Origin of the sequence: Enterococcus sp. AZ062, assembly GCF_051715065.1 — a bacterium.
GTDB classification, from domain to species: Bacteria; Bacillota; Bacilli; order Lactobacillales; family Enterococcaceae; genus Enterococcus_B; species Enterococcus_B mundtii.
The window spans coordinates 620,837-641,929 of the sequence record NZ_JBIOTB010000001.1; the positions used below are offsets into that span (position 1 = coordinate 620,837).

Sequence of the window (21,093 nt, forward strand, 5' to 3'; positions counted from 1 at the left end):
GATCATCTAAAGAAAGGAGGTACATTCATGCGTAAAGTGACACAACTTTTATTGTTTGTAGGAGTTTTCTTTTTAGCGAGTGCTAGCTACGCTGTTCATGCCTCAGAAAACCAAGCATTTTTCAAGCGTGTGGAAGGGCAAATCGGTAGTACGCACACACCACAAGAACCAGGTACGGGAACAAATACCGGACCAGGGGCAGGTAATGGAACAAGCGGAAACAATAGAGATGTTTTAGTCGTAGACACATCAAAACTTCCGAATCGAACACAGAGTAAGCCGAGTTTACTTGCAAACTTACCGAAAACCGGCAGTGAAGGAAATTTATGGGTGCAGTTAGCTGGAATTCTTTTGATTTTACTAAGTAGCCGATTCCTTTTTCTGAAAAAAGAGAAACACGTTTAAAGACCATTCGAATATTTATAAGAATGATGCAATTTGAACACAATGAACAAGAATCATCGTCTGTATCAACTAGCAGCTTCTATCAAATTCGAGATCGTATGATCCTGCTGGATCATAGCGAATAAATGAAGTGAAGTAGCCACCCGCAATGGTTTGTTTTTTTTGCTGGACCATTTATTTTGATCAACAGCCCAGCCTATATCCACCACAAATACCAAAACTCAGTAAATGTTGGTCAAAATAAAATCACTTTTCCTTAGCTGGATAGAAGAAGTCGAAAGTATTGGATAAGATCATCTGAATTGGAAGTGGCTGCTAGCTGATGCGAACGATGATTTCTTGTTTGCCAATCAATCAATAGAACATGGAGGAGCAAATTTGATGAAGAAGTATACGAAGTTATTCGGAACAGTTGCAATGATGGGCACGTTATTAGGTGCAGGTGCTGCTTCTGTCGCAGCCACTACATTTAATGGACAGGCAGATGGAAATATTCCAGTTACAGGTCGTGTTGGTTTAGATAATACTGTCGATCCTGGTGTCAATCCACCAACAAATCCAGATGAAATGATCAACGTAACTGTGCCAACATCGGCGATCTTTTTTACAACCGGTGCATCCGGGCATACCGCGGTTGAATCACCAAGCTACACTGTAACAAATAATTCAGCGTGGGACGTGAATATCAATATCACTGATTTAGCAAATCCAACGAACTTAGATAGTTTATCAGCGTTAGAATTAGCTGTAGTTGGTCAGAATACGACGATTCCAATCGTGACAAATGGAACGGCACTAAGTAATCCAGCAGCATTCATGTCATTGACAAAAAATACAGCTGAAGGTGGAACAGCACCTGTTGGGACGTTTGGTTTTACAGGAACAGCGATTCCTAATACAAATACGTCAGATGTGATCGTTCCGACGTTTGATATGGTGTTACAATTCCAAGCGGTTGTGCCGACGCCATAATCATCATAGATAACTAGGAAAAAAACGTTTACTCAAATAAATGACTAAAAGATAAGCCATCATCTTCAAAAGTTTGACGAATGATTTTTAAGGAGAGGGCTTATTTTTTGTCACTATTCATTGATAAAGAAGAATCGCCTACTTTTACGTATACAGGAGGAATGAATCAAATGAAAAAAAGAAGCTTCGTCAACATTTTTGTAACGATTTTATTTGCTATTACATTCAGCACTTTTTTTAGTGTCGTCGTACAGGCAGATGAATCATTTTTCCAACCAAACACTGAGCGCGTAGGTGTCTGGTGGTGGGATACGAGTAATTTGAGTTTAGCGTATAGTGAAAGTTATTTAGACTATGCAAAGAACAATGGGATAACAGAGATTTATTTGAATCAAACCAGGTTAAGCGAGGTAAATCCGAGTAACACTTTTGGTCCTTCTGAAACGCTTAATGTAGTTATCCCCACACAAAATTTTATTCAAGCGGCGAGTGACAGGGGGATTAAAGTCTATTTGCTCCTTAGTAATCATGGAACTTGGCTAGACAATCCTAATCGTTTTCATCAATTGATGAAAGGGTATTTAGCGTATCAAAATGTAGCAAAAGATGCACAGTTTGCTGGTGTACATTTGAATGTTGAACCGAATCAATTAAGAGATGGAGCGGGAGATCGTTATTGGGATAAAGGATATGACGTACAAGCAAGAATGATGCAACAGTTGATTGATTTTGCAGTTGATGCAACGGATGCATATGGAGATTACACGATCTTTGACTGGTCGACTGGAATGTGGTGGGATCGTGAACGATATCCAGTAACGTATCGCGGCAAAGAAACGCTACTTTACCGAGCAATGATCGAAGAAGCCAATACGACAGTAGTGATGTCTTTTAGAACGACAGCAAATGCAATTGCAGAGGCTTCTAAAAAACATTTAGCATATGCACGAAATGTTGGGAAACCAATCATTCTTTCAGGCACAGTTTTTTTATCTGGAGAGGAACCAGATAGAGCAGCTAACGCTCAGTTTATTGGATTTGGAAGAGACTATATGCATGCTGAATTGGCAAAGGTACCAGAGTATGCGCTGAAATGGGCAGATGAGGCAAATGGTGGAGCGTCGGAGAAGCAATTAGATGTGCATGTTGCCTTCCATGAAATGATGACTTGGCGGCATTGGGCGAGAAGGGAGCAATAGTTCATTGAAATGGAAAGTTCCACGTTGATCCCAATAAATTATTTAATCGGATATGAAAAAAATATTCAACATGTCTTTCTCCTACGTATTATCTGACGAAGGAGAAAGATATGTTTTTTTATTTATTGGATTTTTTTGTAAGGTACTAAAGCATGGAATACAAAAAACGATAATAGCAAATGGATTTTGAGGGAGATCAAGAACTTGGGTGTATGGATATTAAGCAAAAATACATAAATAAATTGTTATAAATAAGCTGGTTTTATGTAAGGGGTATCAGCTTTTTGGATCATACATGGGTAATAACTAATAAGATTGACCAATTGGCAAAAATAGTCCTTTTTATTTAAATAATGACTTTGTTGGTAACGCTGTTTATAACAGTAGGATCCATTTGGAATCCTGAAAAAATTATAAAAATGGGTACAAATGATCATTTAGAAAGCGTTGTGTAACTATTGAATAAATCATAACTACCATAAGGTTTAAGAAGCAAAATAGAACGTTAAGATCTGCCACTTTTATATTCGTTTTTTCTCTCAAGGAGAAACAATATAGTTTATCATTCCGATTGGTTGTGTTATTTATATGTAAGTATAAAGAAAAGTGTTCATTTAAAAAATGAGGTGGAAAACTTGAAAGACTTACAATTGGCATTTATCAGTAATCGGACGACTAGCCGTTTGTTTCGAATATTGAGTATGATTGAACGAAGACGATTGTTTACGATTGGAGAAGTGGCCGAAAAAATCCAAGTGACACAACGAACGATTGCCAATGATATCAAGTATATCAAAGACTATTTTGATGATTGTATCAGTTTAGAGTCAGGCAATAGTGGAATCCTTTTTGAAGAAAAAAAAACTTCGATATACCAAGAAAGAAAACAACAATTATTAGAAAATGAATGTTTATTTGAAATTATCGGCAATATTTTTTTAGGGGAATTGTCAAATATCGATGAACTTGCACATTTCTATCATTTTTCTGAGAGTACCTTTCGGCGATTATTGAACCGATCAACCGCAGTTTTAGAGAGTTATGGACTAGAGTGGGTATCTAATCCAGTGTCGATTGAAGGAAGAGAAGCAAATTTACGAAAATTCTTCAAGGATTTTTATTATGAAGGGGTAGAAACCCCCTATACGCTCGTTCCTGATATTGAATTACATGAATTGGTTTTAAAAAAATTAAGCAATAAATTGGGCCAAGATGAGGTTGGATCTGGAACTACGCCAGCAGCCTTTTATTATACTTTTTATATCGCAATCAAACGTGCAGGACTTGGTTTTTCTATAGAGATTCCAAGAAAATTGGCGAAATTAGCATACAAAGCAAAGAATTTCTCTCTCCTTCATTCTTTGAAAGAGGACATCAAGAAACTTTATAAGGTCGAATTATCAAAAGAAGAATTCGCTTGGATTTATTTAGTCACTATCTGTAAACGTACCCTAGACCATGAAGAATCAGAGAAAAAGTTTTATAAAGATTTTCATGAAGGCACAGAAATTTCTCAACTCACGAATCGATATCTAAAGGAATTTGATTTCCCCCAAAATATTGATCAAAAAATCACAACATTCTTACGTTCGTTTTTTCTCTCTAGAAAAATAAATGATTTGTTATCACCTGTATTAAATAAAGAGGCGATAGAGATAAAAAAAGCAGTTATACGCTCAGATAATGAGAATTATCAGCGGAATTTAGGTTTTTTAAAAAAAGAAAGGAAAAACTACTCTATTTCTTCAAAATACATGGAAGATATAAGTGTGAGTTTAACGATTTATAGTAATTTAATTTTCGATTTTTATTTACCAAGTAAAACAATTTACTTTCTTCTGGAAGGGGATCATTTTGTTTGTCAACAAATTATAACTCGTGTACGCCAACAATTTGGGAGTAAACATACATTAGTTTTTTTACCGCTTTATTATCTAGCAGAAGAAGTATTGAACGCCGCACATATTGATTTGATTGTGACAAACTACAATCGCTATCTTTTAGATTACATCATTGAGAGCGATTTTCTCTTGTTAAAAGCTGTTCCAGATGATCATGATTGGCAACGACTAGAAAGAAAAATAAATCCTTATCGTAAAACCTATAATTAATGTTTTTCTTACAGTTGCTAATAAAAATAGCGACTGTTTTTTTTCATTTATTTCAGACGTTAATGAAATAGATGATTTTATTTCATTAAAAAATCAATGTAATCTTAGTGAAGTAATAAACATGCAAATTGACTTACAGAATTTTTGGGAAAAGAGTTATCTTCGAGCCCACAAGAAATGACAGTTGATAAAAAGAATGTCTAAACGTTGCTCGCTATAAGTTTCTAATAAGAATAATGCAGTAGGTCAAATACTAGGAGGAGTGGTATGAACATAAATACAATTAGCCAAATCGTTGGAAAGTTATTATTGATCATGGCTTTGCTTTTGCACCATCTCCCGTTTCAACTCACTTATGCGGCTGATCAGTCAAGTTCTTCTGATAATCATGAAGTAACAGCGATTTCGGAACATCCAGAAAAGACAGAAGAATCAGAAGAATTAGAAAATAGTAAAGAGGGAAGTAATCGTACGACTGAGTATCGTTTAGAATTAGTTGCAAGTCCACCAGCTGGTGGTAATCCTAGACGAACTGATTCGTCAGGATCGAATGTGGTATGGCTCCAGGTAGGACAGAGCATGGGTAATATGCACGCGTTCCCCAATCCCGGTTACCGATTTTTACGATGGGAAGTCGTTTCAGGTCCAATATTCATATTTAGTCCAAATATCCCAGATCTTGCTGTAAGCCAAAATGGAGCTGGAAACTCTGTGATTCGTGCAGTCTATGAATCGGTTCCAGGTGGGAATATTACTGTAAAGCATGAAGATGAGGCAGGGAATCAATTAGCCAATCCTAGAGTGCTGACTGGGTTAGTTGATCAAACCTACACAACCGAAGCGTTAAGCATTAGTGGTTGGCAATTGAGCAAGACTCACGAAAATGCCTCTGGGACTTTTAGGGTTGAAGAACAAACGGTTGTCTATACTTACGAGCCTAAACAGAATCTATGGGGAACGGTCCCTTGGGAATATGAGAAGGGAACTGAAACAATCACATTATATGGTGGGGAAGCAGGCGCAGTAGCAGATGCACCTTGGAAAACCCATTCTTCAGTTAAGCAAATCATCGTGGAAGATCAAGTAATATTACCAAAAAATTCACGGGCTCTGTTTATAGACTTGCGAAATCTGGAAATAATCGAGAATATTGATAGAATGGATGTTTCAAATGTCGAAAACATGCAGATGATGTTTTCCGGTACATCAAATCTAAGAGAATTAGATTTACGTAATTGGGATACGTCAAATGTCACAGATATGGGTGGCATGTTCCAATCGGCAAGCTCAATCACAGAACTAGATTTAGGTAATTGGAATACCTCCGCTTTAGTTTCTACTGTGTATATGTTCAATGGTGCAACGTCTTTAACAAAATTAGATATCAGTAATTGGGATATAGCAAGAAGCATTTTTGTTTTAGCTATGTTTAATAATACACCTTTAAAGACAATCGTTCTGGGAGAAAAAACGGTTTTCCTAACCGCGTCATCAGTTGGTTCGACAAATTTGCCACAGATTGAAATAACTGATCAATATACAGGACGGTGGGTTTTAGAAGAAAGTTTAACGAGCGAAACGGGGGTTATCGCGTTTGAAAACTCAACCGAGTTTATGAATAACTATGATGGCACTTATCCAGGTACTTACATCTGGGAGCCAGTTCCGCCTGAACAACTCATTGCCAAACTGGACCCTGTGAGTGACCAATCTGTAGCGATTCACGGTCATGCCACAGAATCGGTGGATCATTTGACGATTACCTATAAAAACACAGAAGGAAATACGATTGTTCTTGAAAAAGATTCTCCTCGTATTGTCTGGGGAGACTATCAAGATAACCAACAGAAAGTTCGTTCCTTCCAAATCAATTTAGCAGAAATGGAACGTCTTGAAACGGAGTCAACGGTCGAAATCCAACTGTCAAAGCCTTCTGGGGATACAACTGGGGATGTGACAGAAGAGCAAACAGTCATCAAAGGTATTGATTATCGGAGCAATAACTTTACCTTAGATCGTTCTAAGATCAACGAGTTAGCTACTGTTGAAGCATTACATGCGCTCATTCTCCAAGAAAGTCGTGCGCAAGCAAGAAATATCTTATCTGAAGAAGACATGACCAATGATTTTCGCATCATTGAGACAGATCTTTCGTTAGATAGTAAAGAAGACGGAAGTTACTACGCTATTCTTGAAGTCGGCAATAAAGCATATCAGATGACGATCGGTATCGATCTGACCTCAAAAGTTGAACATTTGCGGGTAACGATCCCTGTCAAAATGATCTTTGAATCATTGTATGACGGAGAAGAATCGAACCGCCAGTTTGAGAGCCAAACCTATGAGATCCACAACCAATCTTCGGTAGCTGTCGATACGTATATCAACCAAGTTGCTATTGATGATCCTGCTGGAATCGTTCTTTTGAAAGAAGGGGAAGATCCACTTGACTATGTAGAAAGTGATGTGGAGGATCCTAGTTATGAGGATATTACGAAGCCATTGTTGCGCTTGAATATTCAAACTCCAGAGGTCAAAAAACAGTTATACGCAACGATGCCAGAGCAACATCTGATTCGTTTATCAGAAGGAGACCGTACACCGCTTTCCTTATCGGGAGAATTTTATGGGGATTATCCACGGTGGGTTGATAATACTGAGATTGAGCAAGGAGGCTATTACGAGAACACGCTCGTGCCTAATTACCGAATCGTGTTAAGATTCGTCCCACGAATTTAAAGAAAAAAATAGTTAACAAGGAGGTGAAGCCATTGGAGGAAACGAACCAAGCACAAAATAAAAATAAGCGTAAATGGCTCTTGTGGTTTTTGTTATTTTCGTTGATTGCCGGTGGTCTTGCCTATTATTTCAATCAATCAAAAGATCAGGTGCCATTGATCAGTGCGGATCTTTTACCAGCAGTTGGTGATGCCTCTGATCAACGCTTGGCGGAACGAGCGCAAGAAGTAGCCGATGCCAATTATTTTACATTACAAATCAATCCAGAAGCCGTTTTTGAGAACGGACAGAGTGAAGGCTCGATCGAGATTGTCAATCCTGGGACGAATGTTTATCCGATCGCAGTTGATATTTCTTTACTCTCTACTGGAGAGTTGATTTATTCTTCGGGTGCCATCCATCCAAACCAATTCGTAGAGAATGTAAAATTGGAAAAACAATTAACTAAAGGAGAGTATCCTGCTAAAGCCACCGTTAATATTTATGATCCTGAAACGAAAGAAAAACAAGGGGTCACTGAGGCGGAAGTAATGATTATCGTTAAAAACTAAAAAAAAGAAAATGAGGGAATTTAGATGAAAAAAATAGTAACAGCACTTCTAAGTACAGCAACAATCGCAGGGATCATGGTAACTGGGACAATCGCAGGCGCAGAGCAAGTGGTTGATGGACGCGAAGGCGAGACGTCAGGAGACGTGACTGTACGGGGAATCATCGGTGAGTTTGATAATACGACACCTGGTCCAAATCCTGAAGAATTGGATCAATGGATCAATGTGACGATTCCAACAACCGCCTTATTTTACACAACAAAAGCCTCAAATCATACCACAATTACGTCACCTGAACACACGATTACGAATAATTCTGCTGTTGGCGTGATTGCTTCCGTTTCTGGCGTAGATACACCAACGAATATGGCTGAAGTAGACTCATTGAAAGTGAATACGATTGATTTGTTTGAAGATGGCAAGCCAACAGAAACGGTAGCTGAACTTTTCAGACTGCAAGGAAATCAAGGGACGAATGAAGGAAAATTTACTTTCACTGGTAAAGTCACGCCGGTCAATGCCTCAGCAGAGTTAAACCCAACGTTTAAATTAGTTTTGAGTTTCTCTCCTAATGTAGCGTAAAAAAGAATCACTCAAATCCCAAAAAGAAGGGATCAATCGTATGCAAAGAAGAATGAAGTTGTTCTATATCACGGGACTATTCTTTATTATCGCTAATGGATTGCTTACTGAGGTAGTTGGTGCAGATACGACAACGGGACAAATCACTGTCACTGGACGAATTGGAGAAGACACTAGCACAGAAAAAAGTGTAACGATCAATGGATCACATGGAAACGAGGACAAGAAGCACACCCTTGTCGCTGATATTTCCGAACTAAAACAAGGGAAGCTACCAAAAACAAACGCTTTGAGCGGTCAGCGTTTCTTGTGGCTTGGCTATTTACTCGTTACCGCCTGGCTTGTTATTTCGACTAGAAAGAATCATCGCTCAGGTAACAAACGTCCGAAAAAGAATAGTTACTAAAAACAAAATAATAAAGAAGAAACAAACCAATAGGTCTCCGTCATTGAAAGGGGCTTATTGGTTTGTTCGTTTCATGGTGGATGTATATGCCGAATGAGCACAACTTCTAGTTGTAAAAACAGAAAAATTCTTGCTTTGCAGAAAAAACATTTTTGATATTCCATTTTGCTTTCAGGTATGATCGCTTTATAAAAGGAAGGCGTGTTAGATATGAAAAAAATTATGCAGCTCAATTTGGTATTTTTTTTAGGAGGAATAATAGTCTTACTCTTTGTATGTTCAACAACAAGTGAAGCGACAATGCATGATTTCCAAACAAATCTTGCAATCGGAGTGGAAGAATCGGTCAATGGGATTTTGCTGGAGGATGGTGAATCATTAGCCGATAACGTTCATCATTTTGTCAGTGAAGATGGGGCGTACTATGTCGTAAACAAGGAAAATCGTAAAACAGCGGAGGCAAGAACGTGGTACCAATTTCGAAATGCTATCAATGATCAAAATGTCAGCGTTATCAATGTGTCAGCTAGCTTCAATACGACCTTTCATTCGTTGGATACGATTGATCGCCCATTGACGATCAATTTCATCAATGCTGCTCGTATAGATTTGGAAAATAATCATGCACTCAAGCTGGCAAAGCATTCTACTTTAGAAATCAAAGCGAACGCCAAGTCGCCTATATTTGTTAGTCAAAATCAATTAAAGCAACCATTTATCCAAAGTTCTTATGGGAGTACGATTCGTCTGAATGGAGAAGTGGTCATCGGAGATGCTTCAACTGAACTGAGAGAGCAACCTTTTATTCGAACAGAAGGATTAATCGAGGTTCCATCTGGCTCCAATGTAAGGATACATGAAGCAATCGAAGCGAATGATTTATTTGTGATCAACTATGGTCATTTAGAATTACTCGCACATGAAATCACACCTATAAAAATGGGAATCAATGGGACGATTAGAGTCGGTGAATTTTCTTCGTTAAAAGTGAGGCATGGAGGGAGCCACTCAGTGATCAAAATGACTGGCGGGGAGATTTTTTTTGATAATCCACTCAGTATCCATCTACGACAGACGGGTTTTGGTGGGCTTATCGCACCATTGATCGATTCTTCTGCCGTGCTTATGCAAATCAATGCCGTGAGAAATGCCTTTTGGGAAAATTATAATATGAGTTTTCGTCCTACTCATGTTTGGAATAGTCAATTACAGACACGACTTGGTGGCCCCCATGGTTCACAAGTTCTTCGTTCTAATTCAGTTAGTTTTGAAAAACATTTTTTAGGATTTGGTTCTTATCGAGAATACACTGCTGGAATGGAGATGCCATTATTTCCTGATACATTCCCGGAGTAACATGATTGAAATAGAAATCACAACAGCTTTTGAAGAACCTGGAAAGAATCAATTAAAAAATTTCGTATAGTCACGAAAAAACACTTTTGATTCAATATGAGTTCTTCGTTAATCTTAAATTATCAAATGAATGGAGGAAAGAAAATGAAACGAATGACTCTGATGAGTACCTTATTATTAAGTGGTATGCTCCTTGCTGGCCCAATTTCAGTAACGAATGTCGCTGCAAGTGAAGTCGTACCAGAAGCACAATCATTGACAGAAGGCGAAACTGCTGGTGGTGTTCTTCTGAAAGATGGAGAAACGTTATCAATGTATGGGGAAACATTTACAAATGATGAGGATGTGGAATTTTTTGTAGATAGTCAAAATCGCAAATCTGCATCCGTAAGAACATGGTCTGGATTTAGAAGTGCTATCAATGATTCAAATGTATCAGTGATCAATGTCACCTCAAGTTTCAATAGCGCTTTAACTAGTCTAAACACAGTCAATCGAGCGGTGACAATCAATTTCCTCAATAATTCGACTATCAATATGAATAATAATCATTCCCTACATGTAGGGTTTGGTGGACATGTTCATTTTAACTCTAGCTCGAATCGACCAATTGTTACAAACGGAAACCAAGTCAGACAACCATTTGTACAAGGTGTTTCTGGTTCAACAGTAAGTTTTTCTGGGAATACGTTGGTTGTTGGGAATGAACAAACAAGACAGAGACAACAACCATTTATCCGAACAGATGGTCTAGTGCAAATCGACTCTGGCTCCCAAGTGATCATGAATGAAGCCATCGTGGCGAATCAATTGAATGTGATCAACAACGGTAGTTTGACTGTCAATTCGAATATTTTATCACCTGTACAAATTTCAACAAATGGTCGGATGTATGTGGGGGAATTCTCAACATTTAAAGCAGATCATACTGGTGGAGAGCCAGTAGTAAAAGTCCTTGGATCTGGACATTTAACAATTGATAATCCTTACCAAATCCATTTAAGACAAACAGGTTCTGCCGCTTATTCTAGTCCATTGATCCATACGTTAGGAACAAATATCCAGATCAATGCCGTTCGAAATGCTTTTTGGGCGAATAATAATTTTGGACCAACACCGACTCATGCTTGGACAGCCCATCTACAAACACAGTTAAGTGGTGCAAATGGGAGTCAAGTGGTTTCTTCGAACATCAATAGCTTTACACAGAATTTCTTAGGGTTCAATGGTTATCGAGAGTATACTGCTGGAAGTGCTAGTCAGCTGTACCCAGATACATTTCCCTCAACTGAATCAATGAACGACTAACGTTATCACGTTTTTACTCCCTCAAAGATTTTTTCAATCTGAGGGAGTTTTTTTATCTTAACAATCGATACATATTTGCAAATCTAAACAACAAGCATTTCATGATACAGGTGCTGATAAAATAATCGTAAGCCAGGGTTAGGAGTAATCGTAGACATAGTTAAAATCTGCTTAGCAAAGACCCATTCGAAAGGCCATTGGAGTATGGTGGATTTATCATTCGTATATGGATGAGGGAAAGCTCGTTTTATCAGCTAAAAAATATTGATTGATGATTTTCGGATTGATTTTTTTGAGTAAGCGATTCCAATCGGAAGCAGAAGGAATAGACCGAAAAAGAATACATTCTGTTACTTCTTGGAATTCTTCTACATGTTCAGGATGATTAGTGATCAAAAAATCAATTTTATTTTTAAGAAGATAGTTCTTATTTACTTCACTAGCGTTTGGATAGAACACATATTGATATTCCATAAAATATTTATTCGATATGGCTTCAATGAACTGGATGACATGATTGTTGCCTTCAAAAAGAAAGGCAATATTTTTTTTGTTTTTCCAGTAGCGTTCTCGAATGGTTTCGACGTAGATCACTAAGTTAGAAGTGAAATCTACTAAAAAGTCATGAGAGTATAGCGAATGATAATCCGAGCTGTTTTCTAGAAAATGTTGGTACTTACGACACTCATTCGGGAAGATTTTTTGAATAAATCGATTGATATCTTGCGTATTTCGATTAGCAGAAATGCACAAATATTCTTTCAGTTTCGCCGTTGTAAAAAAAGATTCTAAAAAGGTCAGATTGACGAGCTTATTTTCATCGCTACAGTCTAATATTTCTAGAAAATCTTCTGCAAGTCGCTTGCTTTCTGGCCACTGATTGTATGTTGAACAAAACTGTTTTTCAACAATGATATCACTCATTTTTCTCTGTGTAATAATGCTACAGAATAAGAAAATCAGTTCATCTTCAGGTAAACGGATGCCGTAATATTTTTCAATTACGTCATTTATTTTTTCGGCATGTACTTGTTGCATCCGATCAGTCAAGACACAGCGTAAGTGGTTATTTACGTTCACTGTATTTCCCTGCATGAATCGTTCAACCGAGATATAAAGTAAGTAAGTGTATAAGAAAAATGAGGTATTTCGATAGAAGTCATTCTTATACAGACAACTGATTTCATTCACCGCTTGCTGAGCGGAAACGGATGGGAAGATGGTGTGAGGAGTGATTTCAGATTCATAGAAAAACGTGCAAAAAAAATGTCGTATATCTGCTTCTTGACCAATGATATTTACGGGATCATACGTGATGTCCAAATCAAAATGAACTAACTGTGATTGGATCTTTTTGAGGTATTTCAAGAGTGTCGTTTTAGAGAGATGTAACTGATCGGACCAATCGTCAAGGGTATATAATTCAGCAAAAAAAATTTTCTCAAGAATTAAAAAAAGTGGCTCGTTCTCAAGTAAAGCAGTTTTTTTCTCTTCGTAAGTGACTAATTTCAATTGTTTGAATATATACCCCTGATGGGTAGATTCAATCGTGATCGAATCCTCAAAATAATCTCGGATCTGACAGATATCTTTACCGATTGTTCTAGAAGTGCTCTCAGTAAGTATTGCTAAGTCATTCGCGTTGCAACAAGCATTCTTTTCAAATTCATTGAGGATTTGAAGCCATCGTATCAGGGGTTTATTGGTAATGAAATTCAGTTGGAATGTTTTCAATGTACCCACCTCTCATAGATCAGTTTAGTTTAGGGTAGTTGATTCTTTGTTTTAGGTGTAGCTAACTTTAAGTAAAGTATATCTGTTAAGTATAATTAGTAAATAGTAATAATTTCAGAGTATGGTGAAAAACGCTAATTGCGAAAGAATACGTGCGTTGTTTAAAGTATATAATGTACTCTTCTAAAAAACAAACTTGAGTCATAAAAATGTTATTTAGAAGAAAATAAATGTAGTTATCTAGAATAGGAGGAATGAAATAAATGTGAAAAAGAAGCCTTGGTATTTGTTATGGACTATTTTATTGTTTCTTGGGATGTTTTATCAACCAGTTCAAATCTTTGCGGCAGAAGGCTCCTCTGTAGAAACGAATAAGAATGTAGGGTTTTACGGAGAAATCGATTATGAAGGGGACCCTAAACCACAACCACCTTCTGAAGAGCAGGCGCAACCCTCAGATAGAGACGAATATGTACAGGTGAATGGACAATTACCAAAATTAAATCAAGTGATACCAAGTTACGGGTTGCTGGGTCTACTAATTCTTTTATGGGTCATTCGAACTTGGTTAAAACGAAGAGATAAGAAAATAAACGAGCAAGTCGCACTATCAAGTAGATGTTTTACAAAAAAATAAAACAAATAGGGAGAACGAATAAATGAAAGCATTAAAACTAGTATCAATGTCAGTGTTATTAGCAAGTCTAGCAACAGGAAGTATGGTTGTTCATGCAGACGATACAGCTCAGGATGGAACACTAAAAACGAATGGACAGATTCAATATCGTGAAGCGGATGAGGACAACGGTGAAACAATTGATCCAAACCCAGGACCAGAAGAAGTCATCGTACCTCCTACTCAAGATGGTGCTTTCGCAATTGCATACGTTGGCGATTATGATTTTGGTTCACGTCAAAATTCAGCATTAGATCAATCTTATCCAGCTGCCGCTTGGTGGTTTGACATCGATGAAGAATCAACTGATTTTCCTAATCCTGATATGAATAGCCCATGGGTCAATGAAGCGACAAAACAAGCTGCACGTGCACAATTTGCTCAAGTACGTGACTTACGTGAAGACCTAACAGGTTGGAACCTGGCATTGAAACAAGAAGCACAATTTACGAATGGGGAAAGAAGCTTAAATGGTGCTCAAGTCAAGTTTGCGAATGGGACAGCTCAAAATACAAGTGACGAATTACCAACGATAAATTCAGGTTTCACGTTGATTCCGGAAAATAGCCGCGTGATCATGACTGCCGGAAGCAACATAGGCTATGGACTAAGTACTGCCATGTGGGGAGATAAAGCCAACTTAGTGCAAGACAGTGAAGTAGATGGAGGATTGGCTAATCCTTCTGTACAATTAAGTGTACCTGGCACAACACGTACAGATGCTAATTCCAAATATACGACTAATTTATTATGGACATTGTCTGCAACACCGGCAAATATCAATTAACTAGCTAGAGATTTGAAAGGTTGATAAAAAACAACGATGCAGTCAGCATCGTTGTTTTTTAGAAAGGAGATAACTATGCCTTTATTGAACAAGTTTACTGCATCTTTTCTGGTTATGCTTTATGTAATGATCGGGTTTGTTGGTTTTTCTCAAGAGGTATTTGCCAATGGTGAACTAAATTTTAGTGTTCGCACAATGACGCCTGAAAGTCAATTTGGGGATGATAAAGGCTACTTTGATGTGGAATTGCAACCAGGAGAAACAGAAGAACTCACGTTAGTGGTGAAAAATGTTAGAAATATCCCGATCGATCTCTCGATCACAGCTCATACTGCCTACACAAATATCAATGGTGTGGTTGAATATGGCGGAGAAACTGACCAACCCGATCCTACATTAAAAGTGGAAATGAAGGACTTACTGGATGTCGAAGATGAACCCATTCGTTTAGAAGCAGGAGAGGAAAAACGGATCGTTACAACCCTCACTATGCCTCAGGATGAGGTAGAAGGATTATTAGCCGGTGGCTTACAACTAAGCGAAGTGGCACAAGAAGAAGAGGAAGAGGATTCTGAGGATAAAGGAATGCAGATCATCAATTCTTTTTCTTATGTAATTGGTGTCGTAGCGAGTAATGATCGTACACAAACGATTGTTCCAGAATTGGCGCTTTTAGATGTATTTGCGGATCAAATAAATTATAGAAACGCCTTTAGTGCGACGATTCAGAATTTCTTACCTACTTTTGTGAATGAACTAAGTGTGGAAGCCGCGATACGTAGAGAAGGATCTGATACGATTTTATATCGAGCATCAGAGGAGATGATGCAAATGGCACCTAACTCCAATTTTAATTTTCCAATCTCACTCAATGGCGAACGTTTTAGAAGCGGGACATATGTGCTGAATATGACGGCTCGCTCTGGCGAACATGAATGGACTTGGGAAGAAACTTTTGATGTGACAGCAGACGAAGCAAGACGCTTGAACCAATCAGATGTTTCCGTTAAAGATACCAACTGGTGGTTGATTTCAGCAATCGTTCTAATCGTGATCATTATTAGTGTACTCGCCTATACGACATACAAAAATAAGAAAAAAGCAAAACTAATGCAAGAAAAATACATGGATACACTTTCAGAAAATAAAACAGATGACTAGAGGAGGAGGACCAATGCGTCAAAAAGTATGTAAAATGATGACTAAAATAAGTATTTCAATCTTTGCACTATATACTTTGGGTATACCTTTCCTCGCTGTTGCGGAGACAATCGATCAAGGGAGTCAACCTATAAACACGCCGAACAGTAATAGTCAATCAACAGAATTAGCTGAAGTGAAGGATACCCAGTCACTGGCACCCGCTTTTTCTTTTGAGCAAGCGGTAATAAAAGGAACTGAAAAAACAGTAACTAGCCTTTCTTTTATAAGTACAGAAGAAGTGGACAACGTAGCAATCAAACTTCCGTCAACTGCTGAGATCATTGAAGATGAATTGTCATCAGGGATGAGTAGCAGTTATGATGAAACGTTCGACCAGTGGCTCTTATCATCAGAAACTCCGAAAAAGGAATTTACCGTACCTGTGATGTTTGCAGAAGCAGGAACCTATTCAGTAACTGTAGGAGAAACGGCGACTGTTAAAGTAGAAATCACGAAGGCTGAGCCGAATCATTCTTCAGAAGAAGAAAAGTCAGAAAACAACGAACAAAAGGAAGAAAGAAATCGCTCGGAAGAGAAACAGGATGAAGAAAATATCTTTCAAGGAGAAACGGTACCAGTTTCGACTCGTGCAGAATTTTTAAGTGCACTCGCCAATCCAGAGGTTTCTACCATTAATTTAGAACGTTCGATCGATATAGGTTCAGTTATCAGTCCAGAAAACTTAGACATTGCTCGCTCGCTGAAAATCAATGGACAAATGAATACTTTGAATATTGGCACCGGACAAATGCGTTTATTGACGACTACTGAGAGCAAAACTTTAAGAATTGAAAATACTTTTCTTAATAAAACAGATACCAATCCCTTTGTTATCGGGCAATCGACTGGTGAAAATTGGACCCTTCAAATGGAAGATGTTTCAAGAGACCGCTCATCGATCAATTATTTTAGAGTAGCTGATATCTCAAGCGCAGTGGTACGAATAACTGGCGGTGAGTTAACCATAGATAATAGGATCAATCTACCAGGCGCGTTGTTTACGACAAAAGAATTTATCGTAGAAAATCAGGCAGTCGTGAAGCTAGGGAATACTCAAAATTCTGCGTTGGCATTTACGCGTGCGAATGCAAAACTGACCGTCGCAGACGGAGCAGAACTGTTTATTACGAATAGTGGAACAACGGCTTTGCAAAATTCCGTCTATTTTACGGAGAGCAATGCGACAGTTTCTGTGAAAAACAACGGTAACTTACAAATACAAGCGGATGGTGCAGCATCTACTTCGACAGACGCTACAAGTAGGAATGCGCTCTCGATGACAGGGAATCAATCGAGCATTGAGCTGGAAAATGGAAGGTTAAATGCGACAACTACAGGTGGACAGGCAATTATCATGACAGGGGAAAACCCAACAATCGATGTGGCATCAGGTAGTCAATGGCAAAGTCAATCGAATACAGCGCATTCCATCAACCTTACAGGTGCAAATGGCGCATTCAACATAGCTAAATCAACGGCAGTAATCCAATCGACTACAGGAAATAGTCTAGTCATGTCTGGAAACGATGCAACTTTTGAAGTAAGTGACGCAAGTAATGTAACGATCAACTCTAGTACAGGCAATCGGCTGACAATGACTGGTATAACGCCGACAATGACGATCAATGACAGTGATTTGAAGATGACTGCGACAACCGGGGCAGGTATTCGATTGTTGAATCAAGAAGCGACGTTAACTGTTGATAATAGTGCTGTTGCTATTACAAATACAGGGAACCGAACCGAGGATATCAATCAACTCGGCACCACCACATTAGGTAAAAATTCTACGTTACGTATGCAAAATGGTGCAACGCTAGACGTGCAAGGTGCGTTAGTATCTACCGCAGGTGCGAATAGTTTGATTGGACTTTACGGGGAAGAGTCAAAAGCGACTCTTTCAGAAAATGCTCAACTGAATCTGACAGTCAACAGTGGAACAGGCAATGGCATATATTTACAAGGAAAGAAAGCGGGTATTACATTTGCAGATTCTAAGGCTGACATACAGACCGTGACAGGAAGAGCAGTGGAACTATCTGGGGCTGAGCCATCTGTCCATTTAGATAGAAGTGACTTGACAACGAAATCAACAAGTACCGGTGGAGCTATTCTTCTGACGGGTGAAACTAGTTTATTTACCCTAGATAACCAAAGTAATATGAGTGTAGAAAATGAAGGCGGAGCAATTGCTAATGTCTCTCTTCAAGGAAATCAAGCAAAAATGGTTGTTGACAACCAATCACAACTATCTGTCGCAGTTCCAAGTACTAATTCTGCTGACACCGTCATAACGAATAATAGTATCTATTTAAAAGGAAATGCTCCTACTATGGAAATTACTCGAGGAGCTAGCGTGGATGTATTGGTCCGCTCGGGTACGAAGAGAGGGATTCGCTTAGACGGTGCGAATGCTGTTTTATCACTTAATCAAGGCGGAAAGTTAACTGCGGAAACGCAAGCAGCAACAGCGATACAATTGAATGGTGATTATGTCAAACTCCTCGCAGAGAATAAAGAGACAAGTATCAATGCGAAAAGTAACTATATCGCAACAACTGTAAATGGTGTATCCACTGTGAAGTTAGGCGAAGAAGAAACAGAAAAAATTGGACGTGAGCCAATTGTAGGAGCATCCGATTCAGCAAATATCACACTTTGGGCGAACTCATCCTCTGCATTAGTCTTGCAAGGCATCAATGGACAGTTCAATGTAAATAGCAAGGCGACATTAAAGTTAGATTCAGGTCCTTCTGGACAACTTGAAGCAAATAATGCGAATGCTACTTTAAGATTCTTACGTTCCGGTCCAAATAATACAGGAACGACGCACGGTGGCTATCAATTTAATATCAATGGTGGGGATATGACCGTGACTAAGAGAAAAGGTAACGCAGGGGGTGCGGCGCAAATGGCGCCAGCAATCCGGATGTGGGGCAGTAATAATCAAGTGACTGTTAGTAATGCGGGGCGATTGTTAGTAGTCAATGAGGGGACTGGTATTGCTCATAATGGGAATACAGGTGGTGGAAACCAAGGAATCCATTATACTGCTGGATCAAATAATGGGTTTTCTGTCAATGATCCGGGTTCAGAAGTAAGAATCTATGCGAATGATGGTCCCGCATTGGATATGAGTGATGCGACAGTAGCCGGTGGAAATACAGCCGGTGGAAATGGTGAGATCAGAGTGAGTAATTTAGGTTATTTTGAAGCTTCCGGTCGTACGGCAAGCGCAAATGCAGGTATTTTTCGTGGTCGTTCAACTACTGTGAATTTCGATAATCCGCTATTTATGGACTATCGGAATAATCGTGTAGGTGGCGGGAATATTTTTAGTAATATTGCGAGCTCCACTTTAACTGCTACTGCAAGTGATTTTGCTGTTTGGAAAGATGGTACAGACTTAGATGCCGATCCGTATCTTCACTCGAACAATATGGATTATACTTTCTCTGGCACTAACTTTTCTACGCTCACTTCAATGGAACCAGCAGAACGTTTCGATTTTGAAGCATTTGGCTCAGCGGGCTTGACTTCTTATTCTCGACTCAGCTCAAACAATGCACGTTGGGCAATCGTGAATGAATTGAGAGTACCGACAAATGCGGATAAAAAAATCCACGGGTTGATCCGTATGCCAGTTGGTCTCCATGACAGCCGCCCCGCGTGGCAAGATGAAGTGAAGGTAACTGTGGAAATCAAAAGAGATGGGGCAGTGATTCAGACATACGAAACCTTGACACATGGTCACACAGCGGAAAAACCAGGTATTAGTATCTATGATGAAGAGCCACAAGGCGGCGTTTTTGAAATCGAACTTGACGAATATTTACAAGCAGGCGATCTTGTACGTATAACAGATGTTGAGGTTTTAGCAGGTGAAATGGAAGGCGATTTTGAAAATGTGTATGAAGTGGAAGATGTCACCGTATTTCCTATCACACCACCTTCACCTGCGACTTTCTCCAATCATTTAGTTCCGGCAAATGCGCGGGTTATTTCAGGTCATTCCGACGATCCTGAGGTAGAGGTTACGGCGACTCATAATGGAGAAACAATCGATCCTACACTCATTACCATAGATGATAAAGGGGATATCAGGATTGCTGTTGAGAAGTTAAATTTAGCAGTAGATGATGTCATCCAAGTCTTCTTAAGAGATCACCAAGGTTCTGCTAGTGAAGCTGGTGTCATGAATCCACCAGAGACGAATAATCACGTAGGAAACATCAATCCGAAAACGCCATTAGCATTTCGGGATGCAACGTTTGTTCCTGCTACCACATTGATTGTCGGTGGTATGGTCGATGGAGAGCTAACGATCGATCAAGCAAGTAATTGGGACTTTGGGACCCAACCGCTTACGACTAAAACACAAACGTACCATGCATTACCGAGTCAGATAGGCGGTACGGAGCAGGAAACTTCAAGACCGAATTTTGTTCAGGTGACAGATGAGCGACCGGTATCAGAAATAAGTGGCTGGAGTTTGTTCATCAAACAAGAAGAACAATTTTCTAATCAAAAAACAGGTGAATTGAAAGGTGCCCAACTTAGTTGGAAAAATGGACAAGCCATTTCAAGCACTGGAGAAATCGGCAATGAAGATAATTTAGGTATCATCCGCACGAGTGGGATCTTGATTCCTAATAATAATAGTATTCAATTGATCGATGCCAATCTATTCATAGAGAAGCAGACATGGTTTTATAATTTTGGGGATGATTCGAATAAAGAGAGCAGTATCTTTCTAAATGTGCCGAATACAGCAAATGCAAAAGCAACAAACTATACGACGCACATCAATTACTCGTTTCAAGCCACTCCTAAAAATCGAATAGAATGAACCAGTCAGTGGTGATTAAAATTGACTGGAAATGAAAAAAATAAAAAGGAATTCAATTGATCGGTACATTAAGGTCAATTGAATTCCTTTTTTAGATGTAAGATGTAGCAAGTGATGATTATAAGTATAAATGCACTGAAAGAGTCGTCCGAAGACCATCTACTCCGAATCGGTGTAGTTGTATTTACTTGTTTGGATCACTACATTATGCAGTA

Annotated in this window: 15 protein-coding genes; 14 read left to right on the forward strand and 1 reads right to left on the reverse strand. The window is 38.8% G+C overall.

What is annotated here, in order from left to right; translation table 11 throughout:
• Nucleotides 1-27 precede the first annotated feature (27 nt).
• The 10 genes from IGJ00_RS02910 (at nt 28) to IGJ00_RS02955 (ending at nt 11,629) form a co-directional block, all read left to right on the forward strand.
• Nucleotides 28-405, forward strand: coding sequence for an LPXTG cell wall anchor domain-containing protein (locus IGJ00_RS02910; RefSeq protein WP_438844097.1), 378 nt, complete (start codon nt 28-30; stop codon nt 403-405).
• Between the two features lie 381 nt (nt 406-786).
• Nucleotides 787-1,377 carry a hypothetical protein gene (locus tag IGJ00_RS02915; protein WP_074802045.1) on the forward strand — a complete coding sequence of 197 codons (591 nt, stop codon included), beginning with the start codon at nt 787-789 and terminating at the stop codon, nt 1,375-1,377.
• 170 nt (nt 1,378-1,547) lie between these two features.
• Nucleotides 1,548-2,576, forward strand: a complete 1,029-nt coding sequence (locus IGJ00_RS02920) for a hypothetical protein (RefSeq protein WP_438844098.1) — start codon at nt 1,548-1,550, stop codon at nt 2,574-2,576.
• Between the two features lie 635 nt (nt 2,577-3,211).
• A complete protein-coding gene (locus IGJ00_RS02925) occupies nt 3,212-4,687 on the forward strand; it encodes a helix-turn-helix domain-containing protein (RefSeq protein WP_438844099.1) in 1,476 nt (491 codons plus the stop codon).
• 267 nt (nt 4,688-4,954) lie between these two features.
• The gene (locus IGJ00_RS02930; RefSeq protein ID WP_074802048.1) at nt 4,955-7,426 is read left to right on the forward strand and encodes a BspA family leucine-rich repeat surface protein; all 2,472 of its coding nucleotides are present in this window, start codon (nt 4,955-4,957) and stop codon (nt 7,424-7,426) included.
• 32 nt (nt 7,427-7,458) lie between these two features.
• Entirely contained in the window at nt 7,459-7,977 is a 519-nt protein-coding gene (locus IGJ00_RS02935) for a hypothetical protein (RefSeq protein WP_019722371.1), read from the forward strand.
• A 24-nt stretch (nt 7,978-8,001) separates the two neighbouring features.
• Entirely contained in the window at nt 8,002-8,559 is a 558-nt protein-coding gene (locus tag IGJ00_RS02940) for a hypothetical protein (RefSeq protein WP_438844100.1), read from the forward strand.
• A gap of 40 nt (nt 8,560-8,599) precedes the next feature.
• A complete protein-coding gene (locus IGJ00_RS02945) occupies nt 8,600-8,965 on the forward strand; it encodes a hypothetical protein (RefSeq protein WP_438844101.1) in 366 nt (121 codons plus the stop codon).
• 210 nt (nt 8,966-9,175) lie between these two features.
• Complete coding sequence (locus IGJ00_RS02950) at nt 9,176-10,321, forward strand: pectate lyase-like adhesive domain-containing protein (protein WP_438844102.1); 1,146 nt, start codon at nt 9,176-9,178, stop codon at nt 10,319-10,321.
• 144 nt (nt 10,322-10,465) lie between these two features.
• Nucleotides 10,466-11,629 (forward strand): hypothetical protein, encoded by a 1,164-nt coding sequence (locus IGJ00_RS02955; protein ID WP_438844103.1) that lies wholly within the window; start codon nt 10,466-10,468, stop codon nt 11,627-11,629.
• Between the two features lie 216 nt (nt 11,630-11,845).
• Here IGJ00_RS02955 and IGJ00_RS02960 read toward each other — a convergent pair whose 3' ends face one another.
• Nucleotides 11,846-13,363, reverse strand: a complete 1,518-nt coding sequence (locus IGJ00_RS02960; RefSeq protein ID WP_438844104.1) for a helix-turn-helix domain-containing protein — start codon at nt 13,361-13,363, stop codon at nt 11,846-11,848.
• Nucleotides 13,364-13,628: 265 nt separating this feature from the next.
• Here IGJ00_RS02960 and IGJ00_RS02965 point away from each other — a divergent pair, with 265 nt between their 5' ends.
• The 4 genes from IGJ00_RS02965 (at nt 13,629) to IGJ00_RS02980 (ending at nt 20,878) form a co-directional block, all read left to right on the forward strand.
• Entirely contained in the window at nt 13,629-14,000 is a 372-nt protein-coding gene (locus IGJ00_RS02965) for a hypothetical protein (RefSeq protein ID WP_074801954.1), read from the forward strand.
• A gap of 22 nt (nt 14,001-14,022) precedes the next feature.
• Nucleotides 14,023-14,826: a WxL domain-containing protein gene (locus IGJ00_RS02970; RefSeq protein ID WP_019722365.1), complete on the forward strand. Its 804-nt coding sequence runs from the start codon at nt 14,023-14,025 to the stop codon at nt 14,824-14,826.
• Nucleotides 14,827-14,901: 75 nt separating this feature from the next.
• Nucleotides 14,902-15,987, forward strand: a complete 1,086-nt coding sequence (locus IGJ00_RS02975; protein WP_019722364.1) for a DUF916 and DUF3324 domain-containing protein — start codon at nt 14,902-14,904, stop codon at nt 15,985-15,987.
• Nucleotides 15,988-16,000: 13 nt separating this feature from the next.
• On the forward strand, nt 16,001-20,878 hold the full coding sequence (locus IGJ00_RS02980; protein WP_410300665.1) for a WxL domain-containing protein: 4,878 nt from the start codon (nt 16,001-16,003) through the stop codon (nt 20,876-20,878).
• Nucleotides 20,879-21,093 lie beyond the last annotated feature (215 nt).

Bases quoted from the DNA above. Each gene is read 5' to 3' on its own strand.
- IGJ00_RS02910 (WP_438844097.1), top strand. From the start codon at position 28: ATGCGTAAAGTGACACAACTTTTATTGTTTGTAGGAGTTTTCTTTTTA.
- IGJ00_RS02915 (WP_074802045.1), top strand. From the start codon at position 787: ATGAAGAAGTATACGAAGTTATTCGGAACAGTTGCAATGATGGGCACG.
- IGJ00_RS02920 (WP_438844098.1), top strand. From the start codon at position 1,548: ATGAAAAAAAGAAGCTTCGTCAACATTTTTGTAACGATTTTATTTGCT.
- IGJ00_RS02930 (WP_074802048.1), top strand. From the start codon at position 4,955: ATGAACATAAATACAATTAGCCAAATCGTTGGAAAGTTATTATTGATC.
- IGJ00_RS02940 (WP_438844100.1), top strand. From the start codon at position 8,002: ATGAAAAAAATAGTAACAGCACTTCTAAGTACAGCAACAATCGCAGGG.
- IGJ00_RS02945 (WP_438844101.1), top strand. From the start codon at position 8,600: ATGCAAAGAAGAATGAAGTTGTTCTATATCACGGGACTATTCTTTATT.
- IGJ00_RS02950 (WP_438844102.1), top strand. From the start codon at position 9,176: ATGAAAAAAATTATGCAGCTCAATTTGGTATTTTTTTTAGGAGGAATA.
- IGJ00_RS02955 (WP_438844103.1), top strand. From the start codon at position 10,466: ATGAAACGAATGACTCTGATGAGTACCTTATTATTAAGTGGTATGCTC.
- IGJ00_RS02970 (WP_019722365.1), top strand. From the start codon at position 14,023: ATGAAAGCATTAAAACTAGTATCAATGTCAGTGTTATTAGCAAGTCTA.
- IGJ00_RS02975 (WP_019722364.1), top strand. From the start codon at position 14,902: ATGCCTTTATTGAACAAGTTTACTGCATCTTTTCTGGTTATGCTTTAT.
- IGJ00_RS02980 (WP_410300665.1), top strand. From the start codon at position 16,001: ATGCGTCAAAAAGTATGTAAAATGATGACTAAAATAAGTATTTCAATC.